Origin of the sequence: Anabaena subtropica FACHB-260 (assembly GCF_014697105.1) — a bacterium.
Lineage (GTDB): Bacteria > Cyanobacteriota > Cyanobacteriia > Cyanobacteriales > Nostocaceae > Trichormus > Trichormus subtropicus.
Genome location: NZ_JACJRF010000001.1, coordinates 122,898 through 140,609 on the forward strand (window position 1 = coordinate 122,898; position 17,712 = coordinate 140,609).

Consider the following 17,712-nt stretch of genomic DNA (forward strand, 5'->3'; position numbering starts at 1 on the left):
ATCATGAATGACAGTTATATCAGAATAAAAAGCTTTACTCGCTGGTTGCGATTTAGCAGTGTAATATTTTTTACTCTACTCATGGCTGTAGCTTGTCATCGTGGTGGTTCTCTACCTGTTAATAATTATCAAAGTACCAACGCTGCTTGTCGTCAGGTGGAACACACTGCGGGAATTACCTGTGTTCCAGACAAGTTTGAGCGACTTGTGACTTTAGATGATGCTGAAAATGCGATCGCACTAGGTATTAAACCTCTTGGTGCTGTGATCTCCCATTTTTCATCATCTTGGCAAGATCAGCTAACAGGAGTAAAAAACATCGGGACAACTGGCGAACCTAACTTAGAAAGTATCCTTGCACTCAAACCAGATTTGATTGTGGGTTCTGAATATCAACAAGATATTTATCCTATTACTTCGAAAATTGCTCCCACAGTTTTGTTGAAATTTGGACACAGTGGTCAATGGAAAGAGGTATTTACAAATACTAGTGTGGCGTTAGGTAAGCAAGAAGTTGGTCAAAAGGTAATGGAAAATTATTACCGTCGTCTCGCAGACTTTAAGCAGAAAATGGGCAATAAGTTGTCAAATATTAAAGTTTCTGTAGTGCGCGTATATCCAGATAAAATAAATCTTTATCTCCTTGATTCTTTCTGTGGAACTATTTTACAAGATGCTGGATTATCTCGTCCAGAATCCCAAAAATTTACTGCATCAGAGGCAACAAAATTATTTGCTAATCCGATTCAAATGTCAATTGGTAATGAATTAGTCGAACAAGCAGATGGTGATGTTATATTTATCTGGACGGCTGAAAATAATCCTGAAGGCAATCAAACAGCACAGTATAAATTAGAGCAACTTAAATCAAGTCCACTGTGGAAAAATTTAAAAGCTGTGCGAGAAAATAAAGTTTATGTAGTTCCAAGCTACTGGATTGGCAGTGGAATGTTAGCGGCAAATGCGATTATTGATGATTTATTTAAGTATTTGATTAACACACCTTAAGTTCTTTGGAGATAGTCAAAACACCGACAATTTAGTGCTTGAAGATTGGTTTAAATACTTTTTATAAACTACCTAATTATGACACTTCATACCTTATTTGTTTGTAAATCTTGTAGTGCTGTTCTTGATCACGAAGAAGCAGACGATCGCGCTGAAGGAAATCAACTTTTACTGAAGCTGCTAGAGATTCAAAAAAATGATTCTACTTACAGCACTCTCAATATAGAGCCTGTGGGGTGTTTGTGGAGTTGCGTTAAAAAATATTCTTGTGCTGTCAGCTTTGTTTGTCCGCAAAAATACACATATCATTTTGTTGATTTGCCACAGGAAAGCATAAATGATTTGTTGGAATTCAGCCTGCTTTATCAAGAAAGCCAAGATGGGTATGTTTTACCCCCTAAACTACCTGGAACATTGCGATCGCATCTTTTGGTACGCATCCCTCCTACACCAGAGGTCATCGTATCCCAACCCGGCGCTTGTTAGTAAGTAGGTCGGCGTAAATAATTATTGTTGGAATAAGGCAGGGGGCAGGAAGCAGGGAGCAGGGGGAGAAAGAGTTTGAGCTTTATTTACTTTTCTTCACATAGTTTGGTTTTATTGCACCGACTTACTTATTTGATGATCAATCAATAATGACTGGAGTTTAGTTTGCCTTGTGATTGAGTTATTTTTCGCTTTCTCAATCACTGTAAGGCTTTTGGGTTTCGCACCGGGAACTAGAGGAAATTAAACGTTCAATCTGGTGACAACTCGATGATAAAACTGTCTCGTAAATGAAAATCAGCCTCTACACCGCGATGAGCCAGCGCCCAGTAACTTACCCCGCCATCTTTGTGCTTAATCACTGTAGTAATTGAAACTTCCAGAATTTGCTCCACCGTGATGATTTGTGGCAAATTAAAATTCAGCGCCAGAGCTAAACTATCTGTTTGCTGTTCAATCTTAAATGGAAGCCTTGTAAAAGCTTTCTCCTCTTGCATCCCTTGGCGGTATCCATCGAAGTGATAAACATTCCAATTTCCAGCAGGGGAAAGATTAAATTCCCAATAGCGTTGAGAATTTTGGATACCCAGGAAGAACTCAAAACAGGTGTCTTGCCAAAGTTCGTCCTTGCGTGCTGGTGTGTTTGATGGTTGAGCAATGATAATTTGTTTTAAGTCGCCAACAAGTTGGTAGTTAATAGCCAGTTGATTATCTTTTCGGGAGATATTACCAGTAATCTTGACATCAGGTAATATCTCCGCCGAGGGAAAAGGTTGTAGGGAAAAAGTTTGCTGACTCATTTCACATCCTGAATGATGCTGCGAATTTTGGTTTCCTGAGATTCGATACTTGCAGTGAGCTTAAATTGTACAAGCGCCCTAGCTAAGTTATGTTCTGGGTACTTGATTTTAAAGTAAACATTCCCAGCTAAATAGTCAGCGAAGAATCTCAGTCCTAATTCAAAAGCGATGAGACGTATCGCGTCGTACATATATGCGTAGTCATTCTCAGTGAGGAATGCCTTTGCTACTGACAGATAACCCTGTAAAATTCCTTGGAATAAATCTGTATCGAAATAAACAGCTTCCCAATTTTGCGTTTCTTCCCCAGCCGGATTGCAACCCGATCGCAAACAATCACCAATATCGTAATGTACTAGTCCTGGTTTAACTGTGTCGAGGTCGATAACGCTGACGGCTTTGTTAGTAGCAGTATCAAACAGAACATTATTAATTTTAGGATCGCCGTGCATGAGCCGTAACGGTAATTCACCCGCAGCTTTGGCATTTTCTAGGATATGTGCATAATTGTGGCGATCGCTCACAAATTTTAAGCAATAATCTAATTCTGGGGATGGTTGCGGTTTACTTGTTGCTAACACTTGTTCATAATGGTGCAAATAAACCGGGGTAATATGGAACCCTGGAAGAGTATCGGCGAGTTTTTCCGGTGGTAAGTCGCTGATTAAGTTGTGGAACATCCCCAAGGCATAACCAATTTCTTGGGCTTGTGCTAAATTTTGCATGGTATCGAAAGATTGCGACCCTTCGATAAAGCTAATCGCCCGCCAAAAATTGCCTTTACCATCGGTGCAGTAGTCATGATTATCCTGCGTGGATAGTACGCGCGGTACTTCCCAACGACGGTTTAGGGGTATGTGTTGTAGACGCTGATGAACATGATCGCTAAAGGTACGCATATTTCCCATAATCAGTTCAGGCTGACGAAACACTTGGGTATTGATGCGTTGCAGGATAAAATGCTGTTGTTTTAAGGAATCCAGAGTTACTAAAAAAGTATCGTTGATATTGCCACTGCCAAAGGACTGAACATTTGTCACCTTACCCTGAAACGTGAATTCCTCGGCAATGGTAGCTAAATTCACTACAGACTGCGTACTGATAACTTCTGTCATATCTATGTTCCAACACTTCCCACACAAATTGCACAATCGCAATAGGAGACATAGTAACTCAAGTTTTACGCCAAATTTGTATAAAAGTCTTGTGAGTAGTAAAAATGTAAAGACAAATTAAGTGTAGGGTGTTTTGTCGCCAAGCGCCGCACCGCCAAAGTTCTTGATTGAGAGGCAGGGGGCAGGAGAAAAGGTACAAACCAAGCCGAATTGTGGGCAAAAGCCCCCTTGCTCCCTGCTCCCTGCGCCCCTGCTTTTTCACTGAAAGCGATCGCTACCTCAGGCTATATTTTAATCAATAACCTGTCTTCTCATGGACTTAATATCTCCTCGCTTACTTTTACTGTCAAGTCGTCTTTTTTGAGAACCACGTGTTGGTTTAGTGGGTTTGCGTATTTGGGGTAGTATGACGGCGCTTTTGATGAGTTCCTTGAGTCGTTGCAAAGCTTCTTCCCGATTTTGCTCTTGGCTGCGGTGTTCTTGAGCCTTGATGACAATGACTCCCTCTTGGGTAATGCGTCGGTCGTTCAACTTCAAGAGCTGCTGCTTATAAAACACAGGTAAGGATGAAGCCTCAATATTGAAGCGTAGGTGGATAGCAGTAGAAACCTTATTGACATTTTGCCCTCCTGCTCCTTGAGCGCGAATCGCACTAATTTCAATTTCGCTATCGGGGATAATAATTTTGCCAGAAATTTGCAGCATAACTTACTGTATAGCTTTTAAAGTGCGATCGCTGGAAGGGGAGGCTACCAAAATATGGCGTAGTATCTAGCAGCAGGAGGCGATAGGCTACTAAGTCCCATCGTAGCCCATCGCGTCTAGATTACTTTTGCTGGCGTAGTTGCTCTACTATATGGTCTTCGAGTTCTTGTTTTTCTCGGTTACTTGCAGAGCGTTGGTAGTTTTTTCCTGTTTGTTGAATAAATTTACGTTTCTCGGCTGGGGAAGATTTGCCAGAAAAGTTTTTTTGTAGTTCTTCCCAGGTTTGGAGTGCTACAGCTTCACCAAGCTGAACAAGCGCAGCAGGCAGTAATTTTTTGGCCTCAATGCGAAAATCTTCCTCGGTTTCTAAGGAGGATAAATCTACATGACTCAAATCAATATCAATGGGAAATTTACTCATTCAAATTTAACTATTAAAACTCACTATTGGCTATTCTTAATGTTGAACGCTCTTTTATTAAACCCTATTGGAGAGACTATTGGTTGATGTGTCAAACTCTGTGACTAAGCTGCATATCATCTTTTGGGGTTAAAAATGCTAAAAATTAAGCTGCTGATTTTGGTAATAATCAGTTTGGGAATGGTTTTGTGGTTAGGTATGGGTTCCTCTCCATCATCCATACCAACTGTTCCACCTCCACAGCCAAAAACCATCCGCTATTTCCAGCGCATCTTACCCCAAGGCATAGCTCACATCCTATTGATTCCAGCCGATGGACGATTTCTGATAACTCCAACTCTATCAGCACAACTCATCACTGTAGATGACTTCGCCCAGAAGCATCAAGCCCTTGCCATCTTAAATGCTGGTTTTTTTGACCCAGCCAATCAAAAATCTACATCTTATGTTGTTACCTCTGGTCAAGTGGCTGCTGATCCCAGAGATAATGAGCGTTTAGTAAACAATTCTCAATTAAAACCCTACCTCAATCAAATTTTCAATCGCACCGAATTTCGCCGCTATCTGTGTGGACAAACTACCCGCTATGATATCGCCCGGCATAATGAGTCAGTACCAGCAGATTGTCAGTTAGCTGATGCTATAGGTGCGGGGCCGCGTCTATTACCAGAACTTACCTCAGTACAAGAGGGTTTTGTGGATAACGCCAAAGGACGAGATGCACTTGGTAGTAATCAACTCAACGCCAGAACGGCTATAGGTATTACTCGTGATCGCAACATTATTTTAGTGATGGTAGCTCAAAAAGCCTCAGATCCCACTAACTCTGGAATATCCTTACCAGCACTGGCAAATTTTATGAAAACTCTTGGTGCTATAGAAGCACTTAATTTAGATGGCGGTAGTTCGTCTTCTATTTATTACGATGGCAAAACTTTTTATGGAAAGGTAGATTTACAAGGGAATCCCATCAAAAGACCTGTAAAATCAGTTTTACTAGTTCAGACAAATAGTGCAAGAAGGTAGTGTAAAAGAAAGTTTTTATTTTTCTTCAGCTTCAATGTCTAATTTTAATTTATTCAATTTCTACAAATAAGTAGGTAGACATAATTCAATATAAAATAAAGTTTTGTTTGTAGTGGACGATTTATCGCTCTCTTCCCAGGTAAGGGCTAAATCCCTGACTACGAACTTTGATTTTTTCAGCCTATCTACTTATTTTCTTGGAAACAACAATCAGAGAAAATCATGATTGAAGTAAAAAAATATTGTCTCCTGTATTCATATTCGTTTCAGAGCGATTGTCAAGAAGATTTTTAATTAAAGTGAATGACGATTAATAACAAAATTTACTGAACTTTAAGATTCATGTAATTTTAAAAGCTTTAAGTTGATTTCAGGACAAGCTGAATCATAATCAGGAAGTAGTTTTGAGCGATCGCAACAACTAAAAACCCCTCAAACACCCCACTTCATGGCGGTTTCAAGTTTTGAGACAATCAATCAGCATCCATTCACTAACTAAATCAAGCACTTATAGTCCCGTTCTGATCCGATTCTGAGTTATTTAAATTTACAAAGGAGTTAAAAATAATGAAATTAGCTTATTGGATGTATGCAGGCCCAGCCCACATTGGCACTTTGCGAGTAGCAACTTCATTTAAAAACGTTCATGCGATCATGCACGCGCCGCTAGGTGATGACTACTTTAACGTCATGCGCTCAATGCTATCGCGGGAGCGGGACTTCACACCAGTCACAACCAGTGTGGTTGACCGCCATGTTTTAGCCCGTGGTTCCCAAGAAAAGGTAGTAGATAACATCACCCGTAAAGATGCCGAAGAACACCCAGATTTAATTGTATTAACTCCTACCTGTACCTCCAGTATTCTGCAAGAAGACCTAGAAAACTTTGTAGAACGCGCCCAGTTGGAGGCGAAAGGAGATGTGATGCTGGCGGATGTGAACCACTATCGGGTGAACGAACTGCAAGCAGGCGATCGCACTCTCCACCAAATTGTTCAATATTATATTGAGAAAGCCCGCAAAAAAGGCGAACTACCAACCAGCAAAACAGAAAAGCCCTCAGTTAACATCATCGGTATTTCTACCCTGGGTTTCCACAACAACCACGACTGCACCGAACTGAAAAGGCTGATGGCTGATTTGGGAATTGAGGTAAATGCTGTTATTCCTGAAGGTGCTTATGTTCATGAGTTGAAAAACTTACCCAAGGCTTGGTTTAACCTCGTCCCTTACCGAGAATTGGGTTTAATGGCGGCTAATTACCTGGAAAAAGAATTTGGCACACCTTGTATAGATATTGTGCCAATGGGTGTAGTAGAAACTGCACGCTGTATCCGTAAAATTCAGGAAGTGATTAACGCTCAAGGTGCTGATGTTAATTACGAAGAGTACATCAAAGAGCAAACCTTGTATGTCTCCCAAGCTGCTTGGTTCTCTCGCTCCATCGACTGTCAAAACTTAACTGGCAAGAAAGCCGTGGTTTTTGGCGACAACACCCACGCCGCAGCCCTCACCAAGATTTTGTCACGAGAAATGGGGATTCACGTTGTTTGGGCTGGAACCTACTGCAAGTATGATGCTGATTGGTTCCGCGAACAGGTAAGCGAGTATTGCGATGAAGTGCTGATTACCGAAGATCATGGCGCAATTGGGGATGCGATCGCCCGCGTCGAACCCTCCGCCATCTTCGGAACCCAAATGGAACGCCACGTTGGTAAGCGTTTAGATATTCCTTGTGGTGTGATTGCTGCACCCATCCATGTACAAAACTTCCCCATCGGTTACAAACCATTCTTGGGTTATGAAGGGACAAATCAAATTGCAGATTTAATCTACAATTCCTTCACTTTAGGTATGGAAGACCACCTATTAGAAATATTTGGTGGACACGATACTAAGGAAGTAATTACAAAGGGTATTTCTGCTGAATCTGACCTAAGTTGGACAAAAGACGGTCTAGCAGAATTGAATAAAATTCCTGGTTTTGTACGCGGTAAAGTGAAGCGGAATACAGAGAAATTCGCACGCGATCGCGGTTTCAAAGATATCTCCGCAGAAGTGCTATATGCAGCTAAGGAAGCAGTAGGAGCTTAGTCGCAAATGGGGAGTAGATAATTTCGGCGTTGCACGAAATCATCCCTTGATTTCGTGCAACAACGTCCTTTCAATCCTCTAAGCTCATTTCCCTACCCATAGCTAGATGCCAACAGTGAATATTTATCTTTAGCTATATTTCGGGATGAAAATTTCTCTATCTCTTAGGAGAGATTGGTTTGTGAATTGAAAAAATCCATACTCAATCAGATTTATGGAGTGCATACTACAAGTTATATAATATTAATTATGAGTTGTTTGCCAAATGTCAAACTTTGATCAAGTTCACTATAAACTTGTTGATCAACTAACAGCTCTACGGGAACGTGTAGCGGAGTTAGAACAATTAGAAAGACAGCATCAGCACAAGCAAGTAGAACTTGAGCAGCAAATAAAAGGTTTGCAAGCACAGCTAACCACGGCAAATATAGCTGATGTAGACATCGAAAACCATCTAGAAGCAGTCACAAAAGTAGAAATACCAATTACTTTACGGCGACTCCAGCACGAAATTTCTCAAAGACAACAGGTAGACGCAGCTTTAGGAGAAAGTGAAGAAAGGTTGAGGCTGGCTTTAGATGCAGCCAATATGGGTTTTTGGGATTGGAATATCCTGACTGAAACAGTGGTCTGGTCAGAAATTCATGAACTGCTGTTTGGTCTAGTCCCTGGTAGTTTTGATGGCACTTATGAAACGTTTTTGTCCTGTATTCATCCCGAAGATAGAGAATCGGTCATGCAGGAGATTGGCGCTTGCTTAGAAAACAAGACTGATTACGAAGATGAATTTCGTGTTGTTTGGCCGGACAAAAGCGTACATTGGATTGCCGGTAAGGGCAAATTTTTCTATGACGACCAAGGACAGCCAGTGCGAATGATTGGGGTTTGCAGAGATATTACCGAAAGCAAGCACTCAGAAGAAAATACTAGACAATTAGTCACCAAAGTTCAATCACAAGCAAATGTCTTAAATGCCATCCTAGCTACGTCCGTCGATCATATTTATATATTTAATCATACAGGTCACTATCAATATGTTAGTCATGGTGGTGCTGCTATCTTGGGTCTTCATCCACAGCAGATGATTGGTAAGACTGTGCAAGAACTTGATTTACCCCAAGAATTAATAGATAAAATTAATGGTCAATGTCTAGCTGTTATGAAAGCAGGGGAATCTATTAAAGATGAGTGTGAGTATGTGGCAGCAGATAGCACACATTATTATGAATACATTCTCACACCGTTACGCAACGTTGACCACGAAATTGAGGGTGTAATTACAGTTTCACGCGATATTACCGAACACAAGCTCGCTGAACAATTTATGCGCCATAGCGAAGCTAGATTTCGGCGTTTGTTCGAGTCTAACTTGATGGGAGTAGCTTTTTGGAATATTGATGGCTTTATTACGGATGCCAATGATGCTTATTTACAGTTGGTTGGTTATACCCGTGAGGAGTTTGACACCTTAGGCAAAATCAATTGGCGAGAACTCACTCCTTTAGAGTATCAAGAGTTGGACGATCGCGCGATCGCGGAAGTTAAAGTCAATGGGATTTCTCAAATTTACGAAAAGCAATATCAGCAACGCAATGGTAGACGGGTGTCGATTGTGCTAGGAATCGCTTTACTAAACGACTGTCACGATCAAGGGGTCGCTTTTGTACTAGATATTAGTGAACGTAAGTTGGTTGAAGAACAACGCGATCGCCTACTTTATGCTGAGAGAATAGCACGAAAAGAAGCAGAAATCGCTAACCGCGTCAAAGATGAGTTTTTGGCAGTTCTTTCCCATGAACTACGCACCCCACTGAACCCCATCTTAGGCTGGTCAAGATTACTCCGTTCTCGTCAATTTGATGCCAAAACAACTGACCGCGCTTTGGAAACCATTGAACGCAACGCTAGATTACAAACTCAGCTAATTGAAGATTTATTAGATGTCTCGCGCATCCTGCAAGGAAAATTAAGCCTGGATGTCTGTCCTGTGAGTTTAGCAATGGTGATTGAAGCGGCAATTGACACTGTGCGACTAGCAGCAGATGCAAAAGGTATTAAAATTCAAAATATATTTGACTCTGACTTGGGTCTAGTTATGGGTGATGCCAATCGCCTACAACAAGTCGTCTGGAATCTGCTTTCTAATGCAGTTAAGTTTACACCCCCAGGTGGTACAGTAGAAATCCACCTTAAAGAAGTTGATCATCAAGCACAGATTCAAGTTATTGATACAGGTAAAGGAATTACACCAAAGTTTCTCCCGTATGTGTTCGACTACTTCCGTCAGGCTGATGGAACGACCACACGCAAGTTTGGAGGTTTAGGTTTAGGGCTAGCGATCGTGCGCCAAGTTGTAGAATTGCATGGTGGTACAGTTCATGCCAAAAGTTCTGGCGAAGGATTGGGCGCTACTTTTACCGTTAATTTACCGCTTTTACGCAAAAATGAAACAATGAACCATGAGGATAAAAATCCTGTCTTAGCTAACTCTCAACCCCCTACCCTTTCAGGTGCGAGAGTTTTGATCGTAGATGATGAACCAGATATCCGCGATTTACTCACTTTTATTTTGGAAGATTATGATGTAGAAGTCACGGCTGTATCATCTGCACAAGAAGCATTGGAAGTACTAGCACAATTTCTTCCAGATGTTGTAGTCAGCGATATTGGAATGCCAGATATCGACGGTTATATGCTAGTACGTCAAATTAGACAACGATCGCCACAAGAGGGCAGAAATATCCCAGCGATCGCTCTGACAGCCTACGCCGGGGAAATTAATCAGCAACAAGCACTAGCCGCCGGTTTTCAACTGCATATATCTAAACCCGTAGAACCAGATGAGTTAATTGAGGCGATCGCTAGTTTATTAATTTCGCGGGGATAAGGGACTTCCAACTAAAAAATAGGCGTTGCAGAACAGGAGGGTGAATTTAGGCAGGCAGGGGAGGCAGGGGAGGCAGGGGAAGCAGGGGAAGCAGGGGAAGCAGGGGAAGCAGGGGGATACAGAACAATTTAGTGTGAGTAAATGGGATAATTTATTTTCTGGAAGTCCCTAATTTTTATAATAAAACTCATGGATGCTGAGAAACTCAAACGGCGTTATGCAGCAGGGGAAAGATATTTTTCCGCCGCGAACTTAATTGGAGCCAAGCTAATTGGAGCTTACTTACCTGGGATAAATTTATGGGGAGCAGACTTGAGTGGTGCTAACCTGGCAAAAGCTAAACTCTGGGGAGCAGACTTGAGTAGAGCCAACTTGGCCAATGCTAATTTGACTAGAGCTAATTTATGTGGTGTTAAGCTCAACGAAGCAAATCTGCGGGGAGCCAAACTCAACTTCACCAAGTTGTATGGAGCAGATTTAACGGGTGCTTATTATGACGAAACTACAAGATTTTCTAGAGGTTTTGACCCCTTAAGTAGAAATATGCGTCAGTTTTAACACGCTTGTCTTCAGTTTCATACTGAATTTTCCATAATTGAATAAAAGTGTAAAAAATCGTAGACAAGTAATAATACTGATAAATAATAATATATAAGCATCAAAAACGGTTTCTCAGAAATAAACATGAGCAAAATCAACGAATTATTAATTACCAATACAGCCCTAGCATCTTTGATTGGTATAATTTTTATCCCTTTAAGTGCTACGGTAGTTAAAGCACAAGAAATAGCAGTCCTAGAATGTGTAAAAAAATATACACAAGTAGGAATATCACCGGATGCAGCATTGGCAGAGTGTAATAAAAGTACGCTCGGTGATTGTGTTAAACGGTTAACTACTAGAAAGGTGGTAGTTAAGGCAATCTCAGAGTCTGAAAATCGTTACTTAATTGATCTTGGTGATAATGAATCAAGATGGCTAGAGGGTCCAGCTTGGAGAGCAAAAGAATGTCAAGCCAATACACAAGGACAATATAAAAGGCAAAGTGACCAAAACAATACGTTTTGGGGTACGCAACGCTCCTATGAATGGTTTCGGCAAGGTTTTTGTAACCAACCAACAATTGAAATAGAGCAAAATTATTCAATTGAAGAGGCCAAAACCATCTGTGAATTAGGCTTCCAACCCGATTCAAACCTTCAAAAGCCCTCCAATACTCCTTAACACTTATGCAGACATTGGGGAGCAAAACATTATCTTCCGGCTATATCCTAGCATTGGACTTGGGTACAACCGGGAACCGAGCATTTATCTTTAACGCCGCAGGTAAAATAGTCGCTCAAGCATATAAAGAACTAACGCAATATTATCCCCAACCCGGATGGTTAGAACATGACCCAGAAGAAATCTGGCAAGATACCTACTGGGTGATGAAAACAGCGATCGCCAATGCTCAAATCTCTCCTAGTGAAATTGCAGCCATTGGTTTAACTGTACAACGGGAAACTTGTCTACTGTGGGATAAAACCACAGGTAAACCATTACATAAAGCTATTGTCTGGCAAGACCGACGCACTGCTCCCCTGTGTCATGAGTTACAAGCACAAGGTTACGCTCCAGAAATTTACAGTCGCACTGGTTTAGTCATCGATGCTTATTTCTCTGCTACTAAACTCCGGTGGTTATTAGATCACATTACAGGTATTGAGCAGAAAAATGTCCTCGCAGGTACAATTGATACTTGGATATTGTGGAAATTAACAGGTGGTAAAGTCCACGCCACCGACCACAGCAACGCCAGTCGGACAATGTTAATGAATCTCCAAACCTGCGAATGGGATGAGCGACTATTGGAGATTTTCCAAATTTCTGCTGAGATTCTGCCGCAAATTCAACCCAGTTTAGGTAAATTTGGTGTCACCGAACCTAACTTATTAGGTGCAACTATCCCCATTACAGCTATCTTAGGCGATCAGCAAGCTGCTTTATTTGGTCATGGCTGCGATCGCCCTGGTTTAATGAAATGTACTTATGGAACTGGTAGCTTTTTAGTTGCTCATACTGGCTCTGATATTGTCCGTTCTCAACATCAACTAATTTCCACAATTGCCTGGACACAAGCAAATACAGCGCCAAATCTCAATGTGGGTTATGCCCTAGAAGGCAGTATGTTTACCAGTGGCGCTTGTATTCAGTGGTTACGTGATGGCATCAAGCTAATCAAAACGGCGGCGGAAACTGAAGCAATGGCCAATCAAGTACCAGATAACGGCGGAGTCTACTTTGTCCCTGCATTTAGTGGATTAGGCGCGCCCTATTGGGATATGAACGCGAGGGGAGGCTTTTTTGGGATTACCGCCAGTGTCCAACCACAGCATTTAGTCAGGGCTGTCTTAGAAGCGATCGCCTACCAAGTGTTAGAAGTAGTACAAGCCATCAACGCCTCTTGTAGCAGTCCCATGCAGCGCTTAATTGTCGATGGTGGTGCTTGCGAGAACAATTTTCTCATGCAGTTCCAAGCCGATGTTTTAGGTATTCCCGTAGAACGTCCCACCATGCGCGATACAACGGTACAAGGTGCAGCTTTCGCCGCAGGTTTAGCCGTGGGATTCTGGGATAGTTATACAACATTAGTCAATCAACGGCAAATTGACCACATATTTGAGCCAGGGGACGGTAGTCATAGGGCTACTGCTAATTTTGCTACATGGCAAAAGGCAGTTAAACGGACTCTTGGGTGGGTAGATTGAGGCAAGGGGAGGCAGGGGGAGTAGGGGAGGCAGGGGAGGAAAAATCCAACGATAATATTTGCTCTCACCCATTGAATATTTTATTTTCTGGAAGTCCTTTACTCACAACTCCCCACTCACAACTCACCCCGATTTAGCGGCTAATTTGAGATCCAAAGTATAAAAACCGACCTTATCCGGTAATCTAGCAAATCTTCCTGTACGATAACCCCGTGACAATTCATTCAAGACCTTGCTTTTAACCTCTCTAGTATCTTCCTCATCTAGTTCTCCATAAAGTCCAAAGATGACTTCAGCTACACTAAAAACTCTCCCTGGATTTTGTTTGAAGAAGACCGTAAGAGCATCAATTAAAAATTGCCCGTCAAAAGCTTCTAGCATGGGAATGACTTTCGTTTTCGGGATGACGATGGGTTTCTTCTTCTTTTTACTACTTTGTGAGTAAGTATGAGTGCGGTTGGAAGTTACCAAACTTAAGTCCAGAGTGTAACATCCAGGTTCGTCAGGAATGCCAAACCAAGCCTGTCTTTCTCTACCTTGTGTCAGGGATGATTGCACCCTACCTTTGACTACTCTAAAAATGTATGACTCTAACTCTCCATAGAGCGATCGCACAATAAAGTCTATATGACATACAGCACCAAGATGTTCTTGCAACAGCTGTTTAATCGCTTCCATGCGAGTTAGAGATTGATATTCAGGTAACATCGGGATATCAGTTCCCTTAATTGTCTCTGGAGTAATTTCTACAGTTGCTGATGAACTTGATCCTGGAGACTCGTCGTTATCTTCCACTGTAGTAGCAGCATTCTCTATTTCCAAGCTGTTTGAGGTTGATAAGTCAAGTTCGGCGGACTCTAGCAAGTTCAGCTTAGTGTGAGAACTATCCTTAGTTGCAGATACTAAAGAGTCTCGTGGAAAAGATGTAGAAACTTCTTGAGTGATGTTACTGATGGATATTTGCTGTGTATTTTCAGAACTAGGAGACCAAGTAGATAATAAAGCTTCTACATGATCCAGCTGCGATCGCGCTTGTGTAAATAAGTTTTCGTACTCTTCTACAAGGCGAGCATAATAGTCTCGTAATTCCAACAGTGGAGAGAGGAAGTCTTGAGGAGGAGGTTCTAATTGCAATTGAGGATTTATCATGCTTCAAATCAACCCAAATCGGTGTCGCTTTTGTAAATAGTTGGTCGAGGTTTGGCTTTGCGAGTTGTCTGCTGGGACTTCTTAGGTGCTTGCGGTGGACGACATATCTCGCAATACAAAGGACGAGGCCCAAAAGTCTCGCGTTTTGTCGCCTCATTACACTCCTTGCAGACAAAGTTAAAAACGCGAGTATGAATTAGTCGCTTATGGGCCCTAACAGTATATTCTCTAACATCAATTAATTTACTGTTCATAATCAAGAGTATGGAATTACGAGTCTCTCAATATAGCTATTCAAGCAAATAAACTGGGATCAGTGTGTGTTTAGTTGGCTGTTTTATGCAAATTAGCAATTTTATGCAAAACACTAAATGCCAAGTTGGCATAGAACAAACTAGCAACATCAGTTGCTTGTCTTCCTAGCATATATTGCATTATCAACATCTAGGTACTATTTGCCACTATATCTATAGGCTGTTAAATACAAAATTAGAGATAAGCTCTCTTTCGGTGTTAATAGTTCAATTTCTTCCCACTCAGAGGGGATGTCAGGATAGTATTGGCGATCAAGCTAGCTACACTGGGGGGAACGCCATCACTTAATTTCTAAACTTACTATTAAGTGCTGAGTGGATGGCCTAATAGACCATCCACTCAGCACTCATAATTCAGTACTACGTTTTATCCAATATTGACTTTCACCGCTTTATTCCTTTCTGACTCGGCTTTTGGCAAAGTTAGGCGGAGAATACCGTTTTTGTATTCAGCTTGTACTTGGTCGTGTTGAATGAGAGAAGGTAGAGGAATTACCCGTTGGAATTTACCATACCTAAACTCGGAACGAGTCACGCCATTTTCTTCGGTCTTGGTTTCAGATTTGCGTTCACCGCTAATCGAAATCGATTCGGGAGTAGCTTCTACATGAATATCATTTCGTTCTAAACCCGGTACTTCGAGTTTCAGATGAATGGCATCGTCAGTTTCATCTAGTTCAGCAGCAGGTACGAAGGCAAATCCAACTCTTTCACCTCCATCTGTTGGCATTAACCTATCAAATAGGCGATTTAGTTGCCTTTGTAAGGTGTCAACTTCTCGGAATGGTTCTAAGCGTTCAATTTCTCGGAATGGTTCCCACCGCGTGATTGCCATAATATCACCTCTAAAATGTCTTTTTTAGTTGTGAGAAGCCTAATCTTAAGCTTTTATTTTTACAACAAAAGTGTACATTTTGGAATTAATCTGGAGTCTGGAAAAGCTTAATCTTTAGCTTCTTTACTAAGATAGTAAATCAGTCTTGGATAGCTGATGGTTCGGTTCTATAGCTAAGAGCGATCGCAATAACCGTACCCACTAAAAATTAAGAACAAATCTATCCTTTAACTGATGATCTTTTTCTATTACAATATATGAAAAAAAATATAAATAACCCTGTACCAAACAGATACTTAAAAGGGTCAGGAATCCTGGGATTAGGAGAGAAAAATCCTTCAATAACCCCAGCAATAACTAACATTGGGACAATACCAAATATTAACTGTACTGCTTGAGAACCATAAAATTTTAAGGCATCCCCACGACGATATTCACCAGGAAACAAAATGGCTCTTGCTATTAACAACCCAGCCCCGCCAGCAAAAAAGATAGCAGGCAATTCTAAAGCACCGTGGGGAAATACAAACGCCCAAAATGGATAAGCCAAATTATTCTGCCCTACCAACGTCCCAATAGCGCCAATGAGTAAGCCATTAAAGACCATGATATAGGTTGTGAATGCCCCAGCTGTAATCCCACCAGCAACAGCACCAAAGGACACCTTGAGATTATTAATCATAATCCCGCTAGATGCCAAAGGTTCAATCCCCACAATTGACCCCATCCACAATTTACGCTCATCTCGTACTTGGGAAATTAAGCGTTCTGGTACAATTAACGAAATGAATGTCGGGTCTTGCCAAGCATACCACCAGGCAATTAGTAGCCCTAGAAAAAACAAGGCGGTAGCTGCGGCAATATACGGAAATGTTTGCTGTACCACTGCTGGTAGCTCCCATCGATAAAATTCCGCCACTGCTTGCCATTCCTGCCTTCTCGAACCTTGGTAAATTTGCGTATAGGCACGCGTTGTCAAGGATTGTAAATTATGTATCAAAATATTACCGACTTGCTGCGTCTGAGCGCGTGCCAAATCTGCCGCTACTGAACGATATAAACTAGCTAACTCTTTGATTTCTGTGGCTTTGAGAGACTTTAACCCCTTTGTTTCTACCTGCCTTAACAAAGCATCTAAACGCTGCCAGTTTGATTCTCTCCGGGCAATCCAACGTTGAATATTCATAAATTTTGGGAATATTAGCAATTAACGTACTTTAAGATAGCCTCAAATTCACACCCGTAATTTCCAGGAAATTTTGACCTATGACAGGAAATTTTGGTTCTCCCAATCCCATGCAATCACTAAGTGTAGGAAATGTTGTTAGTGCAGGAATACGGCTGTATCGTTCTCATCTTAAGGACTACTTTTTATTAGCTTTAAAAGCTTACCTTTGGGTACTGGTTCCAGTTTATGGCTGGGCTAAGTTTTATGCACTGACAGCGCTAATTTCGCGTCTAGCTTTTGGTGACTTGGTTGATCAACCCGAAAGTGTCCCATCGGGTGAACGTTTTGTCAATTCTCGATTATGGCAGTTTTTGTTGACAATACTGTTATTGTTTCTTGTCAGTATCGGCATTGGCTTAGGTGTAGTAATTTTATCGGTTTTATTAGGGGTGTTATCGGCTGCATTTGTTGGGGGAGTAGGTCAGCAAGCCAACCCTGCTACTTATCTATTGTTTATTCTCATTGCTTTTGCACTGGGTATTGTGGCACTATTGGCTATTTTGTGGCTGGTGACACGTTTTTACCTAGTAGATTTGCCCTTAGCTGTGGAAGAAAACATTGATGCTTCTTCTGCCATTAGTCGTAGTTGGGAATTAACTCAAGGTTATGTTTGGCGAATACTTTTAATTTCCTTTGTTGCTTTTTTAATTACAATCCCGATTCAAATTGTGGTTCAGATTCTTGCCACTGTTTTGCGATTGGCATTTTTACCATTAATTCAAGAGGGAAATGCAGTATTTAGTTTGCTTTATTTTGTCCTAATTTTAGCAATTAGTTTCAGCAGTGGTGCTTTACTCATACCCTTCTGGCAGAGCATCAAAGCTGTAATTTATTATGATTTGCGGAGTCGCCGTGAAGGGTTAGGTTTGAAGTTACGCGATCGCGAAATTTAAT

The 17,712-nt window shown here is 41.3% G+C and carries 17 protein-coding genes; 9 read left to right on the plus strand and 8 right to left on the minus strand.

The annotated features are described in order from the left end of the window. Positions 1-3: 3 nt before the first annotated feature. On the plus strand, positions 4-1,008 hold the full coding sequence (locus tag H6G18_RS00485; protein ID WP_190405112.1) for an iron-siderophore ABC transporter substrate-binding protein: 1,005 nt from the start codon (positions 4-6) through the stop codon (positions 1,006-1,008). Between the two features lie 78 nt (positions 1,009-1,086). Beyond that, positions 1,087-1,494, plus strand: a complete 408-nt coding sequence (locus tag H6G18_RS00490; RefSeq protein ID WP_190405113.1) for a DUF1636 family protein — start codon at positions 1,087-1,089, stop codon at positions 1,492-1,494. A 251-nt stretch (positions 1,495-1,745) separates the two neighbouring features. On the opposite strand, the gene H6G18_RS00495 is transcribed toward H6G18_RS00490, so the two are convergent. The 4 genes from H6G18_RS00495 to H6G18_RS00510 form a co-directional block, all read right to left on the minus strand. After that, a complete protein-coding gene (locus tag H6G18_RS00495; RefSeq protein ID WP_190405114.1) occupies positions 1,746-2,294 on the minus strand; it encodes a DOMON-like domain-containing protein in 549 nt (182 codons plus the stop codon). Further along, positions 2,291-3,409: a phosphotransferase enzyme family protein gene (locus H6G18_RS00500; protein WP_190405115.1), complete on the minus strand. Its 1,119-nt coding sequence runs from the start codon at positions 3,407-3,409 to the stop codon at positions 2,291-2,293. The genes H6G18_RS00495 and H6G18_RS00500 overlap by 4 nt, the downstream gene beginning before the upstream one ends. Positions 3,410-3,700: 291 nt before the next feature. Then, on the minus strand, positions 3,701-4,114 hold the full coding sequence (gene arfB, locus H6G18_RS00505) for an alternative ribosome rescue aminoacyl-tRNA hydrolase ArfB (RefSeq protein ID WP_190405116.1): 414 nt from the start codon (positions 4,112-4,114) through the stop codon (positions 3,701-3,703). A 121-nt stretch (positions 4,115-4,235) separates the two neighbouring features. Continuing rightward, positions 4,236-4,535: a hypothetical protein gene (locus H6G18_RS00510; protein ID WP_190405117.1), complete on the minus strand. Its 300-nt coding sequence runs from the start codon at positions 4,533-4,535 to the stop codon at positions 4,236-4,238. 135 nt (positions 4,536-4,670) lie between these two features. Here H6G18_RS00510 and H6G18_RS00515 point away from each other — a divergent pair, with 135 nt between their 5' ends. The 6 genes from H6G18_RS00515 (at position 4,671) to glpK (ending at position 13,292) form a co-directional block, all read left to right on the plus strand. Continuing rightward, positions 4,671-5,561 (plus strand): phosphodiester glycosidase family protein, encoded by an 891-nt coding sequence (locus H6G18_RS00515; protein ID WP_190405118.1) that lies wholly within the window; start codon positions 4,671-4,673, stop codon positions 5,559-5,561. Positions 5,562-6,128: 567 nt separating this feature from the next. Continuing rightward, positions 6,129-7,655: a ferredoxin:protochlorophyllide reductase (ATP-dependent) subunit B gene (bchB, locus tag H6G18_RS00520; RefSeq protein ID WP_190405119.1), complete on the plus strand. Its 1,527-nt coding sequence runs from the start codon at positions 6,129-6,131 to the stop codon at positions 7,653-7,655. A 265-nt stretch (positions 7,656-7,920) separates the two neighbouring features. After that, positions 7,921-10,542, plus strand: a complete 2,622-nt coding sequence (locus H6G18_RS00525) for a PAS domain-containing hybrid sensor histidine kinase/response regulator (protein ID WP_190405120.1) — start codon at positions 7,921-7,923, stop codon at positions 10,540-10,542. A gap of 189 nt (positions 10,543-10,731) precedes the next feature. Further along, positions 10,732-11,100, plus strand: coding sequence for a pentapeptide repeat-containing protein (locus H6G18_RS00530; protein WP_190405121.1), 369 nt, complete (start codon positions 10,732-10,734; stop codon positions 11,098-11,100). A 126-nt stretch (positions 11,101-11,226) separates the two neighbouring features. Beyond that, positions 11,227-11,766 (plus strand): hypothetical protein, encoded by a 540-nt coding sequence (locus H6G18_RS00535; RefSeq protein ID WP_190405122.1) that lies wholly within the window; start codon positions 11,227-11,229, stop codon positions 11,764-11,766. A gap of 5 nt (positions 11,767-11,771) precedes the next feature. Next, positions 11,772-13,292: a glycerol kinase GlpK gene (gene glpK / locus H6G18_RS00540; RefSeq protein WP_190405123.1), complete on the plus strand. Its 1,521-nt coding sequence runs from the start codon at positions 11,772-11,774 to the stop codon at positions 13,290-13,292. Positions 13,293-13,415: 123 nt separating this feature from the next. On the opposite strand, the gene H6G18_RS00545 is transcribed toward glpK, so the two are convergent. From H6G18_RS00545 to H6G18_RS00560, 4 genes are all read right to left on the minus strand, one after another. Further along, positions 13,416-14,441, minus strand: a complete 1,026-nt coding sequence (locus tag H6G18_RS00545) for a hypothetical protein (protein ID WP_190405124.1) — start codon at positions 14,439-14,441, stop codon at positions 13,416-13,418. Between the two features lie 8 nt (positions 14,442-14,449). Beyond that, positions 14,450-14,695, minus strand: coding sequence for a hypothetical protein (locus tag H6G18_RS00550; RefSeq protein WP_190405125.1), 246 nt, complete (start codon positions 14,693-14,695; stop codon positions 14,450-14,452). A 427-nt stretch (positions 14,696-15,122) separates the two neighbouring features. Next, entirely contained in the window at positions 15,123-15,590 is a 468-nt protein-coding gene (locus H6G18_RS00555; RefSeq protein WP_190405126.1) for an Hsp20/alpha crystallin family protein, read from the minus strand. A gap of 220 nt (positions 15,591-15,810) precedes the next feature. Next, positions 15,811-16,776 (minus strand): stage II sporulation protein M, encoded by a 966-nt coding sequence (locus H6G18_RS00560; protein WP_190405127.1) that lies wholly within the window; start codon positions 16,774-16,776, stop codon positions 15,811-15,813. 80 nt (positions 16,777-16,856) lie between these two features. Here H6G18_RS00560 and H6G18_RS00565 point away from each other — a divergent pair, with 80 nt between their 5' ends. After that, positions 16,857-17,711: a DUF975 domain-containing protein gene (locus H6G18_RS00565; RefSeq protein WP_190405128.1), complete on the plus strand. Its 855-nt coding sequence runs from the start codon at positions 16,857-16,859 to the stop codon at positions 17,709-17,711. The last annotated feature ends 1 nt before the right edge of the window (position 17,712 follow it).